This window comes from Achromobacter mucicolens, from assembly GCF_029866465.1.
Taxonomy (GTDB): Bacteria; Pseudomonadota; Gammaproteobacteria; order Burkholderiales; family Burkholderiaceae_B; genus Achromobacter; species Achromobacter mucicolens.
In genome coordinates, this window is the sequence record NZ_CP123364.1 from 41,046 (window position 1) to 62,802 (window position 21,757).

General features: G+C 67.2%; 21 protein-coding genes and 1 riboswitch. Of the genes, 8 read left to right on the top strand and 13 right to left on the bottom strand.

The genetic code is table 11. From position 1 onward, the window contains the following. Window positions 1–9 precede the first annotated feature (9 nt). The 4 genes from QEP15_RS00195 to QEP15_RS00210 are packed head-to-tail and all read right to left on the bottom strand — an operon-like array spanning window position 10 to window position 4,647. Entirely contained in the window at window positions 10–960 is a 951-nt protein-coding gene (locus QEP15_RS00195) for an ABC transporter permease (protein WP_175157317.1), read from the bottom strand. Window positions 961–970: 10 nt separating this feature from the next. Further along, the gene (locus QEP15_RS00200; protein WP_056327680.1) at window positions 971–2,044 is read right to left on the bottom strand and encodes an ABC transporter permease; all 1,074 of its coding nucleotides are present in this window, start codon (window positions 2,042–2,044) and stop codon (window positions 971–973) included. 45 nt (window positions 2,045–2,089) lie between these two features. Beyond that, window positions 2,090–3,619, bottom strand: coding sequence for an ABC transporter ATP-binding protein (locus QEP15_RS00205; protein WP_152383064.1), 1,530 nt, complete (start codon window positions 3,617–3,619; stop codon window positions 2,090–2,092). Next, window positions 3,616–4,647, bottom strand: a complete 1,032-nt coding sequence (locus QEP15_RS00210; protein WP_152383065.1) for a BMP family protein — start codon at window positions 4,645–4,647, stop codon at window positions 3,616–3,618. Before QEP15_RS00210 ends, QEP15_RS00205 begins: the two co-directional genes overlap by 4 nt. A 444-nt stretch (window positions 4,648–5,091) precedes the next feature. On the opposite strand from QEP15_RS00210, the gene QEP15_RS00215 reads away from it, so the two are divergent. The 6 genes from QEP15_RS00215 to QEP15_RS00240 all read left to right on the top strand — a co-directional run bounded on the left by QEP15_RS00215 (window position 5,092) and on the right by QEP15_RS00240 (window position 9,522). Next, on the top strand, window positions 5,092–6,006 hold the full coding sequence (locus QEP15_RS00215; RefSeq protein ID WP_142052058.1) for a DedA family protein/thiosulfate sulfurtransferase GlpE: 915 nt from the start codon (window positions 5,092–5,094) through the stop codon (window positions 6,004–6,006). 113 nt (window positions 6,007–6,119) lie between these two features. Continuing rightward, on the top strand, window positions 6,120–7,046 hold the full coding sequence (gene panE / locus QEP15_RS00220; protein ID WP_280148277.1) for a 2-dehydropantoate 2-reductase: 927 nt from the start codon (window positions 6,120–6,122) through the stop codon (window positions 7,044–7,046). 259 nt (window positions 7,047–7,305) lie between these two features. After that, complete coding sequence (locus QEP15_RS00225; protein WP_152383067.1) at window positions 7,306–7,917, top strand: NAD(P)-dependent oxidoreductase; 612 nt, start codon at window positions 7,306–7,308, stop codon at window positions 7,915–7,917. 63 nt (window positions 7,918–7,980) lie between these two features. Continuing rightward, window positions 7,981–8,439: a nuclear transport factor 2 family protein gene (locus tag QEP15_RS00230; RefSeq protein ID WP_056327686.1), complete on the top strand. Its 459-nt coding sequence runs from the start codon at window positions 7,981–7,983 to the stop codon at window positions 8,437–8,439. Between the two features lie 7 nt (window positions 8,440–8,446). Further along, window positions 8,447–9,010 carry a flavin reductase family protein gene (locus tag QEP15_RS00235; RefSeq protein ID WP_370638947.1) on the top strand — a complete coding sequence of 188 codons (564 nt, stop codon included), beginning with the start codon at window positions 8,447–8,449 and terminating at the stop codon, window positions 9,008–9,010. A 5-nt stretch (window positions 9,011–9,015) separates the two neighbouring features. After that, window positions 9,016–9,522: a nucleoside 2-deoxyribosyltransferase gene (locus tag QEP15_RS00240; protein ID WP_280148278.1), complete on the top strand. Its 507-nt coding sequence runs from the start codon at window positions 9,016–9,018 to the stop codon at window positions 9,520–9,522. Window positions 9,523–9,545: 23 nt separating this feature from the next. Here QEP15_RS00240 and QEP15_RS00245 read toward each other — a convergent pair whose 3' ends face one another. The 3 genes from QEP15_RS00245 to QEP15_RS00255 all read right to left on the bottom strand — a co-directional run bounded on the left by QEP15_RS00245 (window position 9,546) and on the right by QEP15_RS00255 (window position 12,017). Beyond that, window positions 9,546–10,211 (bottom strand): TetR/AcrR family transcriptional regulator, encoded by a 666-nt coding sequence (locus QEP15_RS00245; protein WP_152383069.1) that lies wholly within the window; start codon window positions 10,209–10,211, stop codon window positions 9,546–9,548. A gap of 84 nt (window positions 10,212–10,295) precedes the next feature. Continuing rightward, entirely contained in the window at window positions 10,296–11,015 is a 720-nt protein-coding gene (gene ribB / locus QEP15_RS00250) for a 3,4-dihydroxy-2-butanone-4-phosphate synthase (protein WP_152383070.1), read from the bottom strand. Between the two features lie 112 nt (window positions 11,016–11,127). Next, a riboswitch (FMN riboswitch) is annotated at window positions 11,128–11,279 on the bottom strand. Window positions 11,280–11,390: 111 nt separating this feature from the next. Continuing rightward, window positions 11,391–12,017: an SET domain-containing protein gene (locus QEP15_RS00255; RefSeq protein WP_152383071.1), complete on the bottom strand. Its 627-nt coding sequence runs from the start codon at window positions 12,015–12,017 to the stop codon at window positions 11,391–11,393. 106 nt (window positions 12,018–12,123) lie between these two features. Between QEP15_RS00255 and QEP15_RS00260 the strand changes: the two genes are divergently transcribed. Further along, on the top strand, window positions 12,124–13,044 hold the full coding sequence (locus tag QEP15_RS00260) for a bestrophin family protein (protein WP_056327692.1): 921 nt from the start codon (window positions 12,124–12,126) through the stop codon (window positions 13,042–13,044). A 22-nt stretch (window positions 13,045–13,066) separates the two neighbouring features. On the opposite strand, the gene QEP15_RS00265 is transcribed toward QEP15_RS00260, so the two are convergent. Next, entirely contained in the window at window positions 13,067–13,537 is a 471-nt protein-coding gene (locus QEP15_RS00265) for an Lrp/AsnC family transcriptional regulator (RefSeq protein WP_056327693.1), read from the bottom strand. Between the two features lie 93 nt (window positions 13,538–13,630). On the opposite strand from QEP15_RS00265, the gene ilvB reads away from it, so the two are divergent. After that, window positions 13,631–15,466 (top strand): biosynthetic-type acetolactate synthase large subunit, encoded by a 1,836-nt coding sequence (ilvB, locus tag QEP15_RS00270; RefSeq protein WP_280148279.1) that lies wholly within the window; start codon window positions 13,631–13,633, stop codon window positions 15,464–15,466. 12 nt (window positions 15,467–15,478) lie between these two features. Here the strand turns inward: ilvB and QEP15_RS00275 are convergent, their stop codons facing one another. The 5 genes from QEP15_RS00275 to QEP15_RS00295 all read right to left on the bottom strand — a co-directional run bounded on the left by QEP15_RS00275 (window position 15,479) and on the right by QEP15_RS00295 (window position 21,740). Next, entirely contained in the window at window positions 15,479–16,258 is a 780-nt protein-coding gene (locus tag QEP15_RS00275; protein ID WP_180099963.1) for an SDR family oxidoreductase, read from the bottom strand. A 14-nt stretch (window positions 16,259–16,272) separates the two neighbouring features. After that, a complete protein-coding gene (locus tag QEP15_RS00280; RefSeq protein WP_108006355.1) occupies window positions 16,273–17,118 on the bottom strand; it encodes an ABC transporter permease in 846 nt (281 codons plus the stop codon). Window positions 17,119–17,137: 19 nt separating this feature from the next. Next, complete coding sequence (locus tag QEP15_RS00285; protein ID WP_280148280.1) at window positions 17,138–17,908, bottom strand: ABC transporter ATP-binding protein; 771 nt, start codon at window positions 17,906–17,908, stop codon at window positions 17,138–17,140. After that, entirely contained in the window at window positions 17,908–18,969 is a 1,062-nt protein-coding gene (locus QEP15_RS00290; RefSeq protein WP_280148281.1) for an ABC transporter substrate-binding protein, read from the bottom strand. The genes QEP15_RS00285 and QEP15_RS00290 overlap by 1 nt, the downstream gene beginning before the upstream one ends. Before the next feature lie 119 nt (window positions 18,970–19,088). Then, window positions 19,089–21,740 (bottom strand): DNA topoisomerase III, encoded by a 2,652-nt coding sequence (locus QEP15_RS00295; RefSeq protein WP_152383075.1) that lies wholly within the window; start codon window positions 21,738–21,740, stop codon window positions 19,089–19,091. Window positions 21,741–21,757: the final 17 nt, after the last annotated feature.

Below are 21,757 nucleotides of genomic sequence, written 5' to 3' on the forward strand. Positions count from 1 at the left end.
GGCGTCCCGTCACCGTTCGCCTTTGCGGTAAGGCTTCATCAAGGCCTGCGGGTAGGCGGCGCGGCGCGCCATGAACACCAGGGCCAGGATGGACAGGATGTAGGGCAGCATCAGATACACCTGATACGGCAGTTCGGGCATGCCCGGCAGCGCCGCGCCGCCTTGTTGCAGGCGCAGTTGCAGCGCGTCGAAGAACGCGAAGATCAGCGCGCCCAGGAGCGCCTTGCCGGGCCGCCACGACGCAAACACCACCAGCGCCACGCAGACCCAGCCCCGGCCGTTGACCATGTTGAAGAAGAACGCGTTGAATGCGGCCAGCGTCAGGAAGCTGCCCGCCACGCCCATCAGCGCCGATCCCGCCACGATAGCGCCGATGCGCAGGCGCGTCACGGACAGGCCCTGGCCTTCGGCGGCGGCGGGGTTCTCGCCCACCATGCGCACGGCCAGCCCCACCGGCGTGCGGTTCAGCACCCAGGCCAGGATCGGCACGGAGGCCAGCGCGATCAGCGTCATGGGCGTCTGCCCGGCCAGGACGGGGCCGATCAGCGGAATTGCCGCCAGGAACTTCATCTCGGCAAATGGGGTGATCGTCGGCGGCGCGGACACGCTGGGGAACGTGACGCGGTAGGCAAAGTAACTGAGGCTGGTGGCCAGCAGCGTCACGCCCAGGCCCGAGACGTGCTGCGACAGGCCCAGCGGCACCGTCAGCACGGCGTGCAGCAGGCCGAACACGGCGCCGGCCAGCGCGGCGGCCAGCACGCCCACGTACAGCGGCGCGCCCAGGTAGACGACCAGCCAGCCGGTGAAGGCGCCGGCCACCATGATGCCCTCGATGCCCAGGTTCAAGACGCCGGCGCGCTCGCACAGCAGCACGCCCAGCGTGCCCAGAATCAGCGGCGTGGCCAGGCGCAGCACGGCCACCCAGAACGCCGAGGAACTCATCAGATCCATCCATTCCATGGCGTGCTCCTCAAGCCTTGTTGCGGCGCAGGCGGTACTGCGCGAATAACGTCGCGACCAGCATGGCGAGCAGCGAAGTGGCGACGATGACGTCGGCGATGTAGTTGGGCACGGCGATGGCGCGGCTCATGCTGTCGGCGCCGACCAGCATGCCGGCCACGAAGATGCTGGCCAGGATCACGCCCAGCGGATGCAGGCCGGCCAGCATGGCGACGACCACGCCCGTGTAGCCGTACCCTGGCGACATATCCAGCGTGACGTAGCTGGTGCGCCCCGCGACCTCGATGGCGCCGGCAAGGCCGGCCAGCGCGCCGGACAGCATGGCGGTGCCCAGCATCACGCGGTTCACCGGCAGGCCCAGAAAGCGGGAGGCGTGGGCATTGGCGCCCACCGCGCGCATCTGAAAACCGAAGACGGTGTAGCGGTTCAAGAGCCACAGGCCCAGCGCCAGGCCCGCGGCCCACAACAGGCCCGTGTGGGCGCGCGTGCGTTCGATGAGCTTGCCCAGTTCCAGGTCGCCGTTCAGCGCCACCGATTGCGGCCAGCCCATCGCCATCGGATCCTTCATCGGGCCGTCCAGCATCATCGACACGAACAGCAGCACGATGAAGTTGCCCAGCAGCGTGGTCACCACCTCGTCGACGCCCAGGCGGGTTTTCAGGAGGGCAGGAATCAGCAGCAGCAACGCGCCGGCCAGCGCCGCGGCCAGCATCATGCCGCCAAACAGCACCGGCACCGGCAGGTCAAAGCCCGTGCCGTCGTGCAGGCCGCCCACGGCCACCGCCGCCAGCGCGCCCAGATAGAGCTGCCCTTCCGCGCCGATGTTGTAGAAGCGGGCGCGAAAGGCCACGGCACAGGCAAGGCCCGTCAGCATCAGCGGCGTGGCACGCGTCAGGGTTTCGGACAGCGCGAAGCGCGTGCCGAACGCGCCTTCGAACAGCAGCGCGTAGGTGCGGCCGACGGGGGCGCCGGCCCAGGCCACCAGCAGCGTGCAGACCGCCAGCGTGAAGAGGATGGCCGCGATGGGCGCCAATGCCAGCGCAAGGCGGCTGGGCTCGGGGCGGCGTTCCAGGATCAGTTTCATGGGATGCTCAAAAGTGAAGAAAGCCGGGCGGTACGGTTCGCACCGTCATGCCCGGGTTCCCGTCATGGCCAGGCCGACGGTGGCCGGCGTCCATTCGGCCACCGGCTTGACCGCGACCAGCTTGCCGCCGCACAGCACGGCGATGCGGTCGGCCAGGGCAAAGATCTCTTCCAGGTCCTCGGACACCAGCAGCACGCCGGCGCCGCGGGCGCGGGCGGCCAGAAGCTGCTCGCGCACGTAGGCGACCGCGCCGATGTCCAGGCCCCAGGTGGGCTGATCGGCCACGATGAAGCGCGGCTCGCGCGCCAGCGTGCGGCCCAGGATCAGCTTTTGCATGTTGCCGCCCGACAGGCTGCGCGTGCGCACGTCCAGCGACGCGGCGCGCACGTCGAACTGCTTGGCCAGCGACGCCGCGTAGGCCTTGCCCGCGCGGGCGCGGATCAGGCCATGACGCGCGAAGCGCTTGTCCTTCAGGTCTTCGACGATGGCGTTTTCCCACAAGGGGCTGTCGCCAATCATGCCTTCGCCGTGGCGGTCTTCCGGAATGCGGCCCACGCGCGCGGCGGTCCAGCCGGCGGGCGTCGTCGGCGCCGCAGCGTGTTCCGGACCCAGCCGGATCGTGCCGTCCGAGGGCTGGCGCAGGCCGGTCAGCACCGACACCAGCGCCTGCTGGCCGTTGCCGGCCACGCCGGCGATGGCCACGATTTCATGCGTGTGGACAACGAGGTCCAGGCTGTCCAGGCGCGGCGCGCCATCGCGGCTGTCGCGCACGGTGACCTGGGACAGCGTCACCACGGGCGCGGCCTGCTCGGCGGCCGAAGCGGCTTCGGCGCGCGGCATGACCACCTTGCGGCCCACCATCAGCTCGGCCAGTTCCGCGGGATTGGTGCCCGCGGTGTCGCGCTCGGCGACCAGCTTGCCTTGCCGCAGCACGGCCACGCGGCGCGATACGGCCATCACTTCGTCCAGCTTGTGCGAAATGAAGATGACCGCCAGTCCTTCGTCGACGAAGCCGCGCAACGTGGCAAACAGGTCCTGCACTTCCTGCGGCGTGAGGACGGCGGTGGGCTCGTCCAGGATCAGCACGCGGGCGCCGCGGTATAGCGCCTTCAGGATTTCGACGCGCTGTTTTTCACCGACCGACAGCGTGCCCACGCGCGCGTCCGGGTCCACGCCCAGGCCGAAGCGCTGGCCCAGTTCCACGAGGCGCTTGCGGGCCTGGCCGCGGCCCGAGGCCAGCTTCCAGAGCGATTCGGTGCCCACCATGATGTTGTCCAGCACGGTGAGGTTGTCGGCCAGCGTGAAATGCTGGTGCACCATGCCGACGCCCGCCGCCAGCGCGGCGTCGGGCCGGCCGGCGGGCAGGGGCTTGCCGAAGACTTCGATTCTGCCGGCGTCGGCCACATAGTGGCCGAACAGGATCGACACCAGGGTCGATTTGCCGGCGCCGTTCTCGCCCAGCAAGGCCAACACTTCGCCCTGGCGCAGCGTGAGCGAAACATCGTCGTTGGCCGTCAGGCTGCCGAAGCGTTTGGTGATCCCTGTCAGTTGCAGGGCGAGAGGCGCTTGATTCATCGTGCCGAGGACTTGGGTTCTTTGTCGTTGACCTTGACGGTGAAGCTGCCGTCCAGGATCGCCTTTTCCTTGGCCTGGACCTTGGCGATCAGGTCGGCCGGGATCTTCTGTTCGAAGGTGCCCAGCGGCGCGAGCGACGAGCCCTTGTGCTTCATCAGCGAGTACTGGCCGAAGTCTTCGGCCTTGAACGTGCCGGCCTTGACCTGCTTGAGCGCTTCGTCGATGGTCGGCTCCATGCTCCACAGCGCCGAGGCGACGACCGTCTCGGGGTACTGCGGCTGGGTGTCGATCACGTTGCCGATGGCCAGCTTGCCGCGTTCCTTGGCGGCGTCCGACACGCCGAAGCGTTCGGCGTACAGCACGTCCGCGCCCTTGTCGATCATCGCGAAGGCGGCTTCCTTGGCCTTCGGGGGATCGAACCACGAGCCGATGAAGGTCACGGTGAACTCGGCCTTCGGATTGATTTCCTTGGCGCCGTCGATGAAGGCCTGCATCAGGCGGTTCACTTCGGGGATGGGATAGCCGCCCACCAGGCCGATCTTGCCGGTCTTGCTCATGCCGCCGGCGATCATGCCGGTCAGGTACGCCGGTTCCTGGATGTAGTTGTCGAACACCGAGAAGTTGGGCTGCTGGGGCTTGCCCGACGAACCCATCAGGAAGGCGGTCTGCGGATAGTCCTTGGCGACCTTGCGGGCGGCGGCTTCCACGGCGAAGGCCTCGCCCACGATCAGCTTATTGCCTTGTTCAGCGTACTGGCGCAGCACGCGCTCGTAGTCGGCGTTGGTGACGTTTTCCGAGAACGTGTACTCGATGTCGCCTCGGTCGCGGGCGGCCGACAGCGCCTTGTGGATGCGCGATACCCATTGTTGTTCGACCGGCACCGTGTACACGGCGGCGACCTTGGTCTTGGCGGGCGCCTGGGCCAGGGCCGCGCCCGAGAACAGCATTGCGCCGGCTGCAGCCAAGGCCAGCTTGAGCAGGCCGCGGCGGGCGATGCCGCCGGCGGTCGAAAGGGAAAGGGATTTCATGCAGGTGACTCCTACGCGGGGAAGGACAGGGAATGGAGATGAGGGGGGATGACGCCCGCAGCACGGAGGCCGCTGCGGCCGGCAGGCATGCCGGGCAGATCGTGCGTGAACGGGGGCGTGGGCTCGGTCATCGGATGGGAGCGCCAGGCGGCGCACCCGCCCGAATGGTCGAGTTCTCAGCCTGTCCTGGCGAAGCAATTTGTATGCCACGGGGCAGTCCCGCGACAAGGCGGGCAAACCTGATGGCCGGGCAGAATTATAGGCACCCTGGCGGGGAAGCGTGGCACCACATTGGTGCGCCGCGTCCGGGCGGGACGGCAACGGGCGGCGCGCCAACGGAACAGACCGTTGCCGCGCGGCTGGCAGGGTCTATGGCCCCGGCGCGCAGCCGCGCGCCTAAAATCCGCGGATGAGCCGCGCCGCGCGCGGCATGCTGGAAATCCCATGCAAGATATTCAATTGCTGCTCGAGCAGTACGGCGGGTGGCTGGTGTTCGGCAACGTCCTCATCGAGCAGGCCGGTCTGCCGGTGCCCGCCTATCCCATGATCATCGCGGCCGGCGCGCTGGCCGGCGCCGCCGGCTGGCTTGTGCCCCTTCTGGCCGCGACCGCCGCCTGCCTCATCGCCGACAGCCTGTGGTACTGGGCCGGGCGGCGTTACGGGTCGCGCCTCTTGGGCGTGGTCTGCAAGGTGTCGCTGTCGCAGGATTCGTGCATCCGCCAGACGCAGCGCCTGTACCTGCGCATCGGCGTGCGCGCGCTCTTGGTGTGCAAGTTCCTGCCGGGCGCGGGCGCCCTGTCCACCGTCATGGCGGGGCTGACCAACACGCCGTACCGCCGCTTCTTTCTCTACGACCTGGCCGGCGCGCTGATCTGGGTGGGCTCGGCCCTGCTGCTGGGCGGCCTTTTTCACAGCGTGGTCAACGACGTGCTCGACATCCTGGGCACCTACGGCCCGATGGGACTGGCCGTGCTGGCGGGCGTGCTGGCGCTGTACATCGTGGCGCGCTTTCTGCGGCGCAAGATCCTGCTGCGCAGCCTGCGCGTCATTCCGCGGCTGTCGGTGGACGAACTGATGCAGTGGCGCCAGAGCGGACGCGATGCGCTGGTCTTCGACGTGCGGCCAGAGGCCCAGCGCGATGCCGCACGCATTCCGGGCGCCGTGGCCGTGGACCTGAAGCAGCCGCTGCCCGCGCTCGATCCCGGCGCGATCGATTCCGACATCGTGGTCTATTGCGCATGCCCCAATGAAGTGTCGGCCGCCCTGCTGGCCTCGCGGCTGCGTGCGGCCGGCTACCGCAAGATCTGGGCGCTGCGCGGCGGCTACGACGCCTGGGCCGAACGCGAACAGCAGGCCTGAAGCGTCCGGCGCATGGCCCCTCGGGGGGGCGGGCGCTGGGCGGCGCGCCAGACCCGGGCGCATAATGCGCGCATTGGCCCGCGCTCGACGCGGGCAGCCAACAGGAGACAGGCATGCGGTTGTTGTTCTTGGGCGCCGGCGGCACCGGCGGATACTTTGGCGGACGCGCGGCGCAAGCCGGCGCGGACGTGACGTTCCTGGTGCGCGAGCCGCGCGCCGATCGCATCCGCGAACACGGACTGCGCATCCAGAGTCCGCTGGGCGATGCCACGCTGCACCCCAAGCTGGTCACGCAGCAGACGCTGAAGGACAGCTACGACATCGTCGTCTTGTCGTGCAAGGCCTACGACCTGGACAGCGCCATCGAGGCCATCCGTCCGGCCGTGGGTCCCGACACCGCCGTGCTGCCCATCATGAACGGCGTGCTCCAGTACGACGTACTGGACCGCGAGTTCGAGCCGCATCGCGTGCTGGGCGGCCTGTGCCAGATCAACGCCACCCTCGGTCCCGAAGGCGAAGTGGTCCACCTGGGCAAGCACGCCAACCTGGTGTTCGGTGAACGCGCCGGCCCTGCCCGCAGCGAGCGCTGCGTGGCGCTGGAGCAGGCGTTGGCGGGCGGCGAATACGTCAGCCGCCTCAGCGAAAACATCTACCAGGACATCTGGGAAAAATACGTCATGCTGACGACGCTGGCCGCCGCCACCTGCCTGATGCGCGGCTCGGTCGGCGAGATCGCGTCGACCGACGACGGCGTGGACTTCCTGCTCGGCCTGCTGCAGGAATCGCAGGCGGTCGCCGCGGCCTCCGGCCATACCGTGCGGCCCGAGGCGGACGCCACCGTGCGCAAGCTGCTGTCCGACCGCACCCAGCCCATGACCGCCTCCATGTTCCGCGACCTGCGCCAGGGCCTGCCCGTGGAAGCCGACCACATCGTCGGCGACATGGTCCGCCGCGCCCGCACGCTGGGCGTGGACGCGACCTACCTGCGCGTGGCTTATTCGCACCTGCAGGTCTATCAGGCGCAACGCGCCGCCCGCTGATCGCGGGGGCGGCCCCCTGTTCAAGCGGGGCCGCCGGGCGCACACTGATTGCGCGTGCCGCGGCGTGCGGCGCGCGTCCGGTCATCTCGCGCTGCCGCCGGTTCGCACCCATTGGTGCACGGTTTGCAAAAAACTCTTCCTGGTTAGCGGGTTTTTCGTTCGGATTTGACCGAATAGTATGGCTTGGCCTGAGCCGAAGCCCGCGCTGCCGCAATCGTGCGGCGGCCGCTCCCGGCCCATCCCTCCCAGGAGCAAGACCATGAAAATCGCATTGATCGGCATTACCGGCCGCGTGGGGTCCCGCGTGGCGGACGAATTGTTAAAGCGCGGCCACCAGGTGACGGGCATCGCCCGCAACCCGGCCGAGGTCAACGAGCAGCCGGGCCTGACGGTCCGCCAGGGCGATGCCACCGATCCCGAAGGCCTGACCCCGATCCTGGCCGGCCATGACGCCGTCATCAGCGCCACGCGTTTCGTGTCCACCGATGCCAAGCCCCTTCTGGCCGCCGTGAAGAACGCCGGCGTGCCGCGTCTGTTGGTGGTGGGCGGCGCGGGCAGCCTGCTGGTCGCGCCCGGCAAGATGCTGATCGACACCGCCGAGTTCCCGGACGCGTACAAGCCCGAGGCGCGCGCAGGCGTCGTGTTCCTGGACACGCTGCGCCAGGAAAAGGTGCTGAACTGGACCTTCCTGTCGCCCTCGGCCATGTTCGAGCCCGGCGAGCGTACCGGATCCTTCCGCGTGGGCGACGACAACCTGCTGGCCGACGACGAGGGCAAGAGCTGGATTTCCATGGAAGACTACGCGATTGCCCTGGCCGACGAAGTCGAAACGCCGCGGCATTCGCGCCGCCGCTATACCGTCGGATACTGATGCTGCGCCGCGTTTGTTTGTAAACTGGCAGGCCGCCAGCCGGCGTCATTTGAGTAGTCCTGTATGCGTATGAAGTGGAAATCCTTGGCTGCCTGCCTGCTGGTCGCCGCCAGTTGCGTGGCGGCTGCGCCGGCGCTTGCGGCCGCGCCGCAGTCGAACAAGGAAATTGCCGTCGCGTTCTTCCGCATGATGTTCCAGGACCGCGATATCGACGAGGCGGTGCGCCTGTACGTCGGCCCGAACTACACCCAGCACAATCCGTACATGCAGGACGGCGTCGGGCCGATGGTCGACTTTTTCCCGCGCTACTTCGAGCAGCATCCGCAGGCCATCGTCGAGATCAAGCGCGTGATCGCCGAAGGCGACCTCGTCATGATCCACAACCTGTGGCGCGACTCGCCCGAAGACCGCGGCCAGGCCGTGGTCGACATCTTCCGCCTTGAAGGCGGCAAGATCGTCGAACACTGGGACGTGAGCCAGGAAATCCCCGAGAACCCCGCCAACAAGAACGGCATGTTCTAGGCTGCCCATGATCGAACCCGTCGACCTGCCCCGCGCCTATCTGCTTTTGAACCACGGCCCGACCGTGCTGGTGACCAGCGCGCACGGCGGCGCCCGCAACGTGATGGCCGCGGCCTGGGCCATGCCGCTGGACTTCAGTCCGCCCAAGATGCTGGTGGTGGTGGACAAGAACACCTGGACGCGCGAGCTCATCGAAGCCTCGGGCGAATTCGCGCTGTGCATCCCGTCGCGCGCGCAGGCGCACGCCACGCTGCAGGTGGGTTCGCACTCGGGGCGCGACGAAGACAAGTTCCAGGCCAGCGGCCTGACCACGTTTGCCGCCAGCAAGATCGGCGCGCCGCTTATCGAGGGCTGCCTCGGGTGGCTGGAATGCAAGGTCATCCCTGAACCCCACAATCAGCAGGCCTACGACCTTTTCATCGGCGAGGTCGTGGCCGCATGGGCGGCGCCGGACGTGTTCTCGGGCAACCGCTGGCACTTTCCGGCCGACGAGCGCCGTTCGGTGCATTACGTGGCCGGCGGCTCCTTCTTCGCCACCGGCGAAGCCTTCAACGTCGCCGATCCGGAGTAAGGGCCATGCGCAGCGTGTATCTGGCGGGTTTCGACGTCTTTCTTCCGGATGCCGTGGCCCACGGCGAACGGCTCAAGACGCTGTGCGCCACCTACGGTTTCGAGGGCGTGTTTCCGCTGGACAGCGCGGCGCCGCCGGACCTGTCCGGACAGGCGCTGGCGCAGTGGATCTATCGCGCCAACGTCGCGCTGATCCGCCGCGCCGACATGGTGATGGCGAACCTGAATCCGTTTCGTGGCGCCGAGCCCGATTCGGGCACGGCCTTCGAGGTGGGTTACGCCATCGCCTGCGGCAAACCCGTGTGGGGCTACACCGGCCAGTCCGGCAGCCTGATCGATCAGGTGGCGGTGGGGGCGGCAGCCGACGACGGTGTGTCGCGCATGGTCGACGCCCAGGGCCATACCGTCGAGGACTTCGGGCTGAGCCTTAACCTGATGCTGGCGTGCAGCGCGCGCATCGTGAATGGCGGTCCGGCGGACTGCCTGGCCAGCATGGCGCGCGAACGCGCCTAAGGCCGTGCGCTAGGGGCGGTGCGCTAGGCGCGCGCCGGCTTGGCTTTCTTGGCCGCCCTGCGCGGCGCGGCGCCGGCTGGCGCGCCCAGATACCCCATCACTGCATCCACCACCGCGGCCTCCAGCTGCTTGGGCGTGAAGCCCGCCGGCGGCGCCAGCGCGGCTGCGTGCACCAGCGATTCCATGATGCGCAGGACCACGTAGGTCGCCAGATCCCGGTCTGCCTGCGCGATCTCGGCGCGGTGCAGTTCCAAGAGATGCCGCATGCGGCGGTGAATGTCCTGGTCTGCGCGGCTGTGCTCGTGCGGCTGGTCAAACAGCGGAAATTCCCGTTCCAGCACGCGATGCAACGCCGGCTCCAGCAGATGCGCGTGCAGCATGGCTTGCACGATTGCGCCCACGCGTTCGCGCAGCGTGGCCGCCGGATTGCCGTTCAGCACGTCGTCGATCACATCAAGCATCTGGTTGTCGTGCCGGTCATGCAGCGCGGCGATCAGCGCGTTCTTGTTCGGAAAGTACTGATACAGCGAGCCCACGCTCACGCCGGCCGTTTCCGCAATCAGATTCGTGTTGGTGCCGGCATAGCCATGCGTGGCCAAAACGTGAGCGGTGGCCTGCAGGATGGTGTCGACGGTGTGCTGGGACCTGAGTTGGCGCGGCGATTTCCGGGGCTGGGGGATGACGGTCATGGGTGGGGCAAAAGGCGAGTATTCGCGCGGATTATGCCATCCGCATCGGGGCTGCGATGGCGCGGCCCCACCCATTGCGGCCGGTCAGACGGTGGCCGCCATCTCCAGGACCTCGTCGTCGATCGCTTCGGCCTGGCCGTCCTGCAGCTTTTGCAGGTGGTCGGCCAGTTCGGCGATGGTCAGCGCCACCAGGCCCTGTTCGGCGGCGTAGCGCTCCAGCGCCGCGCCACGCATCATCGTGCCGTCGGCGTTCATCAGTTCGCACAGCACGCCTGCCGGACGCAGCCCGGCCAGCACGGCCAGGTCCACCGAGCCTTCGGTATGGCCGCGGCGCGTCAGCACGCCGCCCGGTTGCGCGCGGAGCGGAAACACGTGGCCGGGGCTGACGATGTCGTCGGCCTGTGCCGACGGCGCAATGGCGGCGCGGATCGTGGTCACGCGGTCGACGGCGGACACGCCGGTGCTCACGCCTTCGCGCGCTTCGATCGACACGGTGAAGGCCGTGGCAAAACGGCTCTGGTTGCGCTGGACCATGGGCGGCAGTTCCAGGCGGTCCAGCGTTTCGCCGGGCAGGCACAGGCAGACGATGCCGCTGCCGTCGCGGATGAGTTGCGCCATGACGGGCACGGACAGCCGGTCGGCGGCCACGATCAGGTCGGCTTCGTTCTCGCGGTCAAAGTCGTCCATCAGGATGACGGGACGGCCCAGACGCAGATGATGCAGCGCGCGCTGCAAACGGGCGGCAAAGGGCTGGGATGCCAGGCTGGGGAGGGGGGACTGCTGGGTAAAGGCAACGTTGGACATTGAAACGCTCTCGCAAAAGGATTGGGCGAAAAACGTTTCAGGGCTAATCGACAGCCGCACGCAATACGGCCAGGCGGGCGCAAACGCGCCCGGCGCAGCCGAGTATGTGCCGGCACATCTTCTCTCATCCGGACTATGACCGTCGGCCCTGGCTTCTCACCAGGTCTGCTGACCCCGGCCAAATAGCTGGCCGGGCGCTCGCGGGCTCGCCACATTGCATGGCATACCGCCGGTGGGGAATTGCACCCCGCCCTGAAGACGTACTGCATGTCGTGTTAACGACCGAATGATTGTACGCCTGTCCGCGGGACGGGATTGAATATGCTTATTGCAGTTGTGGTCTTCGGAAAGCGCGGGACTGTCCCCGTGCTGCCGTCAAGCGGCTTCGGCGGCGCTGGCCTTTTTGGCCGCGGGGCCCTTATTGGTCTTGGCGGTCTTTTCGGTCCTGGCGGTCTTTTCGGCCTTGGCGGGCTTCTCCGCTTGCGCTGCCTTCTCCGCTTTCTCCGCCTTGTCGGCTTTATTCGCCTTCTTGGCGGGCAGCGCCAGCATCGTGCCGCGGCACGGCGGCGTGCCGCAGAGGCACTTGTAGCCTTCCTTCAGCGCCTTCGTGATGCGCCCATCCAGCACCAGCCCGTAGTCGTACGACAATTCCGTGCCGCGCGCGATGTCTTGCAGCGCAACGATGTAGACGCGCTTGCCATGCTTGCCTTCCTGCGCTTCGCAGTTGGGCTGGCAGGAATGGTTGATCCAGCGCGCGTCGTTGCCTTCGTCGCCGCCGTCGATCACGCGGCCGGAGCTGAGCGCGAAGAAGAAGGTGTGGAAGGGATCGTCCGGATTGGTCGGGTGACGGCGGTCGGCTTCCTTGGCGCTGATGCGCTTGCCGCCGTACTCGATGATGCGCGTGCCCGCGGGAATCTTGCGGGCGGCGAAGACGCCATTGCCGTGCAGCTTGGAGCGGCGGACTGCGTACCAGGGCTTGATCGGGGTGTCTTCGGTGGTCATTGAAGGTCGCGTGTGGCGTGAGACGAAACAGAATTATATCGGCGGCCTCTTTGCGCGATCACAGGCGTATAGTGAGCGCCGGCTTGTCCCTTGTTTGATATTCATCATGATCGTCCGTCCGCGGCCCTCCGCGCTGGCTCTGTTCTTTGTACTGCGCGGTTCCATCATCCCGCGCATCCTCAGCAGGATCATCGTCATCACGGTGCTCTCCTGCGTGGTGGTGTGGATGTACCACCGCCAGTTCTTCTCGCCCGCGCATCTGACCGCGGTGCCGTTCTCGCTCTTCGGGCTGGCCCTGTCCGTCTTCATGGGCTTTCGCAACAACGTCTGCTATGACCGCTGGTGGGAAGCCCGCAAGCAATGGGGCGACCTCGTCGTGCAGGCGCGCAGCCTGGCGCGCGAGAGCGCCGTGCTGCTGGCGGCCAGCACCGCCAACCCCTTGCAGGAGCGTCTGGTGCGGCGCTGCATCGGATTCGGCTACGGACTGGCGGCGCGGCTTCGCGGGCAGGACATGGTCGAGGCGGTGCGGCCGTGGGTGCAGCAGGACGAGCTGGATTCGCTGGCCGGCTGCCGCAACGTGCCCGATGCCCTGCTCCTGGCCATCAACCGGGATCTCGCGGCCTGCCTGCGGCGCGGTGAGCTGACCGACATCCTGTACCAGGGCCTGACCCAGCGCGTGGCGCAGTGCGCCGCCATCCAGGCGGCCTGCGAGCGCATCAAGTTCACGCCCTGTCCGTTCGCCTATTCGCTGCTCCTGCATCGCACGGCGTGGCTGTTCTGCCTGCTGCTGCCCTTCGGGCTGGTGGGCACGCTGGAGTTCCTGACGCCGCTTGCGGTGACCATCGTCGCCTACACCTTCTTCGGCCTGGACGCGCTGGGCGACGAGCTGGAAGACCCCTTCGGCGCGGACGAGAACGACCTGCCGCTGTCGGCGCTGGCCCGCGTCATCGAGATCGACCTGCTCGAAGGCCTGGGTGTGCGCCCCTTGCCCGAGCCGGCGGTGCCGGTGGACTACGTCCTGCGCTGAAACAGCTGGACGGGGCGGCGGCTTACGACGCCGGCCCGGTCAGCGGCAGCTTGGTTTCCTTCAGCCGGCGCAGCACGAAGCAGGACTTGCTGTGCCGGATGCCCGGGATGCGGTAGAGCTGTTCGCGCAAGAGGCGCTCGTAGTCGCGGGTGTCGCGCACGGCGATGCGGATGTAATAGTCGTAGTCGCCCGACACCAGGAAGGCCTCCAGCACCTCGGGGATCTGCGCCAGCGCGCGGCCGAATTCATACAGCGTCTCTTCGCTGTGGCTCTCCAGGGTCACGTGGACGATGACCGTGTCCATGAAACCCAGGCTGGCCGGATCGATGTCCACGGTGTAGCCGCGGATGACCCCGGCGCTCTCCATGCGTTTGATGCGGTTCCAGCACGGGGTGGACGACAGGCCGACCGCCGCGCCGATGTCGTTCAGGCTGGCGCGCGCGTTGTCCTGCAGCACCTTCAAAATGGCCAAGTCGAACTTGTCGAGGTTCATTTTCTTTGATTCCTCCAAATCAAAGATGAATTTACTCCGTCCGCCCGTTATCCGTGGAAAAGAAGATAAAAATTCTTCGGTTCTCCCAATAAGATGGATAGCATGAACGATCGCCTGCACCCCACCGCCGCCGCCGCACTTGCCGCCACGGAAACCGCCACCGAAACCGCCCCTGAAAACGGGGCGAAGATTCTGCTCGACACGCTGATTGCGCACGGCGTCGACACGGTTTTCGGCTATCCGGGCGGGGCCGTCCTGCCCTTGTACGACGCCCTGTACGCCGAGCCGCGCCTGCGGCACGTGCTGGTGCGCCACGAGCAGGCCGCCGTGCACGCGGCCGAGGGCTACGCCCGCACCACCGGCCGCACGGGCGTGGTGTTCGTGACCTCCGGCCCTGGCATGGCGAACACGACCTCGGGCCTGTTGGACGCCATGTGCGATTCGATCCCCGTGCTTTGCATCAGCGGCCAGGTGGCCACGGCGGCCATCGGCACCGACGCCTTCCAGGAATGCGACGCCATCGGCATTTCGCGTTCCGTCACCAAGTGGAACACCCAGATCCGCGCGGTGGACGACGTGGCTGGCGTGACGGCCCGTGCGTTTGAACTGACGCGCCAGGGCCGTCCCGGTCCGGTGCTGGTGGATTTTCCCAAGGACGTGCAGCTGGCGGTGCCGCGCGATAGCGGCGATGGCCTGGACGTGCCCTCGCAGCACAAGCTGGCCGCGCTGCGCGCGCGCCGCCAGTCGGGCAAGCTGGCGGCCAAGCTGCCGCAGTCGGCCGTGCGCCGCGCCGCCGCGCTGATCGCGCAGGCCAAGCGTCCCATCTTCTACGGCGGCGGCGGACTGGTGAACGCCGGTCCCGAGGCCTGCGAAGCGTTTACCGATTTGGTACGCCACACCGGCGCGCCCTGCACGCTGACGTTGATGGGCCTGGGCGCGTTTCCCGCGTCCGACCCGCAATTCGTGGGCATGCTGGGCATGCACGGCACGGTCGAAGCCAACCTCGCCATGCACAACTCGGACCTCGTCGTCTGCATTGGCGCGCGCTTTGACGACCGCATCACCGGCAAGCTGTCCGAGTTTTGCCCGCACGCCCGCAAGATCCATATCGACATCGATCCCGCCTCGATCAACAAGGTGGTGCGCGTGGACGTGGCGCTGGTGGGCGACTGCCTGCCGCTGGTGCGGGCGCTGCGCGCCGAACTGGGCGACACCAGGCTTGAGCCCGCGCGCCTGGCGCCCTGGTTCAAGCGCATCGACGCCTGGCGCGCGCAGGACTGCCTGGGCTTCACGCCCGCGCCCGACGCCATCCTGCCGCAGCACCTGATGTCGCGCCTGAACGCCGCGCTGGCGGACCGCGATGCCATCGTCTCCACCGATGTGGGCCAGCATCAGATGTGGGCGGCGCAGTATCTGCGCTTTGACCGCCCGAACCGCTGGTTGACGTCTGGCGGCGCGGGCACGATGGGCTACGGCGTGCCGGCCGCCATCGGCGCGCAGGTCGCGCACCCGGACAAGACCGTGGTCTGCGTCAGCGGCGACGCGTCGGTGCTGATGAACATCCAGGAACTGTCCACCGCCATGCAGCACGAGACGCCCGTCAAGGTCGTGCTGTGCAACAACGGCTACATGGGCATGGTGCGCCAGTGGCAGGAACTGATCCACGGCGGGCGCTACAGCCACAGCTACAACGCGTCGCTGCCGGATTTCGTGGCGCTGGCGCGCGCCTTCGGCTGGGGCGCGGCGCGCGTGGATGACCCGGCCAAGCTGGACGCCGCGCTGGCCGAATGCCTGGCGCACGATGGCCCGTACTTCCTGGACGTGGCGGTCACCGCGCAGGAGAACTGTTTCCCGATGATGCCCGCGGGGCATGGCCACCAGAAGATGATGCTGGCCGAAGGCGTCTGGTATCAGGACGAGACGACCTGAGCAGGGCCGTCTTCAAAACTGAATAGACAGCCCGCCGTCCACCACCAGCACGTGACCGTTCACGTACGACGCCGCGGGTGACGCCAGGAACACGGCCGCCCCGGCGATTTCTTCCGGTTCCCCCCACCGGCCCGTCGGGTTGCGGGCAGCTACGCGCGGGCCGAATTGCGGGTCTGCCACCATCTCGGCATTGGTTTCCGTGGCAAACGTTCCCGGCGCGATGGCGTTGCTGGTGATGTAATGCCCACCAAATTCCGCCGCCAGCGCTCGCACCATCCCCGTCAGTCCCTGCTTGGCCGCCGGATACACCGCGTCGCCCGCCCGCGCCAGCTCCCCCACTACCGACGTAATCGCGATCAGCCTGCCGCCGCCCTGGCGCATCATGCGCTCGGCCGCGAACTTGGCCAGCAGCATGCCGGCCACCAGATCGGTGTCGATCAGCTCGCGGATTTCGGCGGGGCTGGTGTCCTGCAGCGTCTTGCGGTTGCGCGCGCCGACGTTGTTGACCAGGATGTCCAGGCGCTCGTGTTCGCTGTCGATGCGTTCGAAGGCCGCGGCCATCGCCGCATCGTCGGCCACGTCGAACGGCAGCGGATGCGCGTCCAGGCCCGCGCCCGTCAGCTCGGCCACCGCGGCATTGACCGCGTCGGCATTGCGGCCGTTGATCAGCACGCGCGCGCCGCAACCGGCCAGCGCCCGGGCGATGCAAAAGCCCAGCCCGCGGGCCGAGCCGGTCACCAGCGCCACCTGTCCCGTCAGGTCGAAATTGCGCAGATACGGAAGGGTCTTCATCTTTCGGGCCTCGCTCATTCCCGGAACTCCGGCGCCCAGTGCAAGAGCCGCCGTTCGATCCACGTCACACAATAGACCAGCGCGATGCCGACGATGGACAGCAGCGTCACGGCCGCAAACATGTCGGTGGCGTTCAGCGTCGCCAGCGCGGTGATCATCAGATATCCCATGCCCGTGGTCGAGCCCACGAACTCAGCCAGCACCACGCCGATCAGCGCAAAGCTGATGGCGTTGGGCAGCGCGGCAAAGGTCCAGGCCGCGGCTGTGGGGATGCGCACCCGCCACAGGATCTGGCGCGGCGATCCGCCCAGCGTGCGGCAAAAATCGACAAGCTCGCGCTCCACGCTGCGCCCGCCCTTGTAGGTGTTGAAGAACACCAGGAAGAACACGACGAACCACGACGTGACCACCTTGGACGCCAGCCCCAGCCCGAAGAACATGGTGATGAGCGGCACGAACGCGATCCGCGGCATGGAATTGAACGCCACGATGAACGGATTGAACACGTCGGCCAGAAAGCGGCTGCGGCTGAGCGTCATGCCCACCACGAAGCCGCTGCCCACGCCCACCACCAGGCCGACAAGTGTGGCCTGCAGCGTCAGCCACAGGTGCGGCCAGACCGAGCGCGGACCAGGCTGCAGCCATTCCCACAATCGCACGGCGACGCGCGAGGGCTGGCTGATGAAAAAGGGATCGAAAAGCGTGTTCTGGGTGAACCACGGAATGCGCGTGAGGATTTCCCACGAGCCCAGGATGACGGCAAGGATCAGCACCTGCCACAAGGTGATGCGCACGCGGCGCGCGGCGTTGGCACGGCGGTCCAGCCGCAACTGGTCCTGCAGGGTGTCGGCGGTATCCATCGAATTCATGACTGTCGGTTCAGGCGGCGGCGCGGAACTGCTGGCCCAGCACGCTCCAGAGACTTTGCACGTGGGAGACGAACTGCGGCGTTTCGCGCAGCGTGAAGACGTCGCGCGGATGCGGGATCTGGATGCGCTCGTCCAGCAGCACGCGGCTGGGCGGGCCGGACAGCACCACCACGCGGTCGGACAGCAGGATGGCTTCGTCCAGGTCGTGCGTGACCATCACGATGGTCTGGCCCAGCTTGCGCCAGATCTCCATCAGCTCGCGGTGCAGGTGGGTCTTGGTGTGCGTGTCCAGCGCACCGAAGGGCTCGTCCAGCAGCAGGATGCGCGGCTCGACCGCCAGGCTCATCAAGAGCGCCACGCGCCGCCGCATGCCGCCGGAAAGCTGATGCGGAAAGGCGTCCGCGAAGGCGCTCAGGTGACCCAGTTCCAGCAGTTCGGCGACACGCGTTGCGATCCGGTCGGCCGGCACGCCCTGAAACTTCAATCCCAGCGCCACGTTCTTCCTGACGCTGAACCACGGCAGCAGCGTGTCCTTCTGAAAGATGTAGCCCAGCGCGGGCGGCACCTGCCCGTCCACCACGCGGCCGTCCACCAGGATGGTCCCGGTGGTGGGCCGCAGAAAGCCCGCGATCATGTTCAGAAGCGTGCTCTTGCCGCAGCCCGACGGCCCGACGATCGACACGAATTCGCCTTCGTTGATCGTCAGGCTGACCTCGACGACGGCGTGCGTCGTGCCCTGGCGCGACTGGTACGCCTTGCCCACCTTGTCCAGCGTGATCATCAAAGGCCCCGGGCTTTGCGCACGAAGCTCATGTTCACGCATTTGGCGTAAGGCACGGTCTTGATCTCTTCATTGGAGAACTGGCGCCCGTCGCCCATGATGGCCGTCATGCGGTTGTACGCGTCCTCGGTGATGATGTTGTCCTTCAGGAACACCGTCTCCTTGTAGACGCCCAGCGTCTTCTCGATGGCGGCGCGCGGGAAGGCGCTCAGGTAATCGTCGTAGATGACGTCGGTGATGGCGGCCGCGCTGTTGGCGGTGATGAAGTCCTGCGCCTTGACCATGGCGGTCACAAACGCCTGCACGACCTCCGGACGCTTCTGGATGGTGTCTTCAAGCGTCAGCGCCGCGATGCCCGGCACGTCGCCGCCCATGAATTCGTTCCACGACGCTTCGGTGGTGGCGTCAAAGATGGGGACGCCCCAGCCTTCCTGGCGGGCCTGTTCCATCATCGACATGGTGGCCATGCTGGCCGCGACCGAGCCCGTCTTGAGCGCGCCCAGCATCGTCGCCAGATCGCCCAGCGGGCGGATGTCGACCTTGTCGGCCACGCCGGCCTTCTGCATCAGGTACAGCGCCATCAGCCACGTGCTGGACTGCGGCTGGGTCGCGCCCACGCGCTTGCCCGCCAGGTCCTTCAGCGACTTGATCTTGCCGCTGTCGAAGTCCTCGCGGCGCACGATGACGTTGGCGTACGTCAGCTTGCGGTCAAAGCCGAACACCAGTGCGGCGGGCTTGCCCGCGATGGTCAGCGCGGGCGCGGCGGTGGCCGCGGTGGCGCCAAAGGCGATCTGGCCGGCCGCCAGCAGCTGGTTGGTGCGCGGGCCGCTTTGCGAATTCAGGTACTCGACGTCCAGGCCGCCTTCGCCGAAGAAGCCCTTTTTCAGCGCCACGTAGCCGGCCGCGAAAAAAGGGTCGATACTGCCCTGGCCGTAGACGACCTTGCCCAGCTTGGGCTGCGCGAAGACGACGCGCCCATTGAGCAGGCCAATGCCGGCCAAAGCGCAAGCGCTCGCCGCCAGCACGCGGCGGCGGGTAGTGAAGTCGGAGCTACGGGTCATGTCGTCCTCGGAAGTTTCTGGGTTGCAGCTGTTTGGCGTCAACAATACCCCAGCGATTGCTGCCCAACAATGGAAAACGCCCGGTCTCCCGGGCGTTTGGTCGTGCGGCGCAGGCTGGATTACGCCGTGGTCTTCTTGGGCGCCGCCTTTTTCACGGCTTTCTTGGCCGCGGTTTTGGTGGCGGTTTTTGTGGCCGTTTTGGTTGCGGTCTTGGCGGCAGCCTTCTTGGCCGGCGCCTTCTTCGCAGCCGTCTTGGCCGCCGTCTTGGTGGCGGTCTTCGTTGCCGTCTTGGCCGGCGCGCGGGCGCGGCCAGGCTTCTCGGGACGGGGCTCGAACTCGAACCCGATCTTGCCGTCAGGCTGGCGCACCAGGAACGCCTTGAACTTGCGGTTCGTGCGGCTGGAGACAAAGCCGTCGAGCAGGTCGGTGCGGCCGTTGGTCAACAGCTTTTCCATCTGCTCGCGCGAGATCTCCTGCTGCAGGATGACCTTGCCCGACCGGAAATCGCACGACTTCTCGGGGCCCACCGATTTTTCGCAGACGTAGCTCATGCCGTGCTCGAAGACGCGCGACTGGCACTTCGGGCAGGAGCCCACCGGCGTGTGGCCGGAGAAGTCCACGGCTTCGTTGTCGTCCTCGTCGTTCTGGCCGAAGTCGAATTCCAGCTTGTATTCGTCGCTGATCCGCAGGATGGCCGCAAACGGCCGTCCCATCTTGCTGATGAAGCCTTGCAGCGGACCGATCTCGCGCTTGGCCAGCAGCTCTTCGACTTCCGGCAGCTCGAACGTGCGGCCGCCCGGGTGCTTGCCGATCGAAAAATCGCACGCCGTGCAGGCGTAGCGGCGGTAGTTTTCCTTGACCACCGCGCCACACTTGGGACACGGCGTTGTCAGCGTGGCGTAGTCGCCCGGCACCGTGTCGCGCTCGTACTCCTTGGCGCGCTTGACGATCACCTGCGTCATCTGCGCGATCTCGCGCATGAAGGCCTCGCGGCCCAGTCCGCCCTGCTCGATCTGCTTGAGCTTGTGCTCCCATTCGCCGGTGAGTTCGGGCGAGGTCAGTTCGGCCACGTCCAGGCCCGACAGCAGCGTCATGAGCTGGCGCGCCTTGGCGGTGGGCACCAGGTCGCGGCCTTCGCGGCGCAGGTAGCTTTCGTTGAGCAGGCCTTCGATGATGGCCGCTCGCGTGGCCGGCGTGCCCAGGCCGCGCTCGGACATGGCTTCGCGCAGTTCCTCGTCGTCCACCAGCTTGCCGGCGCCTTCCATGGCCGACAGCAGCGTGCCTTCGTTAAAGCGCGCGGGCGGTTTGGTCGACAGGCCGACGGCCTCGATTTCCTCGGTGCGCACGGTCTCGCCGTCGCCCACGGGCACCAGGTTGGCGTCTTCGCCCTGCGCTTCCTTGCCGTACACGGCAAGCCAGCCGGGGTTGACCAGCACCTTGCCGTCCGTACGGAAGCGATGCCCCTGCACTTCGGTCAGGCGCGTAGTGACGCGGTACTCTGCCGCCGGGAAGAACACGGCCAAAAAGCGCTTGAGCACCAGGTCGTAGAGCTTGGCCTCGGCTTCGCTCAGGTCGTGCGGGATCTGCAGCGTGGGGATGATCGCAAAGTGATCCGACACCTTCTTGTTGTCGAAGATGCGGCGGTTGGGCTTGACCCACTGCTGGCTGACGACGGTCTCGGCGTGGCGCGACAGGCCGCCCACGGCATTTGAGCCGCCCTTGGCCAGCGCGCGCATGGTTTCCTGCACCGTGCTGATGTAGTCCTCGGGCAGGTAGCGCGAGTCGGTACGCGGATACGTCAGGGCCTTGTGGCGTTCGTACAGCGTCTGCGCCAGCGCCAGCGTGGTCTTGGCCGAAAAACCGAAACGGCCGTTGGCCTCGCGCTGCAGCGACGTCAGGTCGTACAGGGCCGGCGACATCTGGCTGGACGGCTTGGATTCCTCGGTCACGCTGCCCGGCTGCTCGCGGCAGGCGGCGACCACGCTTTGCGCGGCGGCGGCCGACCACAGGCGCGATTCGCGCTTTTCCGGGTCGCGGTCGTCTTTCTTGAATTGCGGGTCGATCCAGCGGCCTTCGTACAGGCCGGCGGCCGCCACGAAGGTGGCGCGCACTTCCCAGTAGTCGCGCGGCACGAAGCGGCGGATGCGCTCTTCGCGTTCGGCCACGATGGCCAGCGTGGGCGTCTGCACCCGGCCGACCGGCGTCTTGAAAAAGCCCCCGTCCTTGCTGTTGAAGGCGGTCATGGCGCGCGTGCCGTTGATGCCGACCAGCCAGTCGGCCTCGGCGCGCGAACGCGCCGCGGCTTCCAGCGGCTTCATCTGCGTATCGTCGCGCAGGCTGGCGAAGGCTTCGCGGATGGCGGCCTGCGTCATCGACTGCAGCCACAGGCGCTGGATGGGCTTGTTCACGCCGGCGTACTGAATGATGTAGCGGAAGATCAGTTCGCCTTCACGTCCCGCGTCACAGGCGTTGATGATGGCGTCCACGTCCTTGCGCTTGGCAAGCCGGACCAGCAGCTTGAGGCGTTCGGCGGACTTCTTGTCGGTCGGGCCCAATTCGAATGCCGGCGGAATCACGGGCAGGTGCGTGAAGCTCCACTTCCCCTTGACCGGATCGTTGGGCGCGACCAAGCTGAGCAAATGGCCGATGCTTGAAGCGAGAACGTAACGTTCGCTTTCAAAATAGTCGCCCTCGCGCGCGAAGCCTCCCAAGGCGCGTGATATATCAAGGGCCACCGAGGGCTTCTCGGCAATAATCAGCGTTTTATTCATGTGTTTCCAGTGGCGGT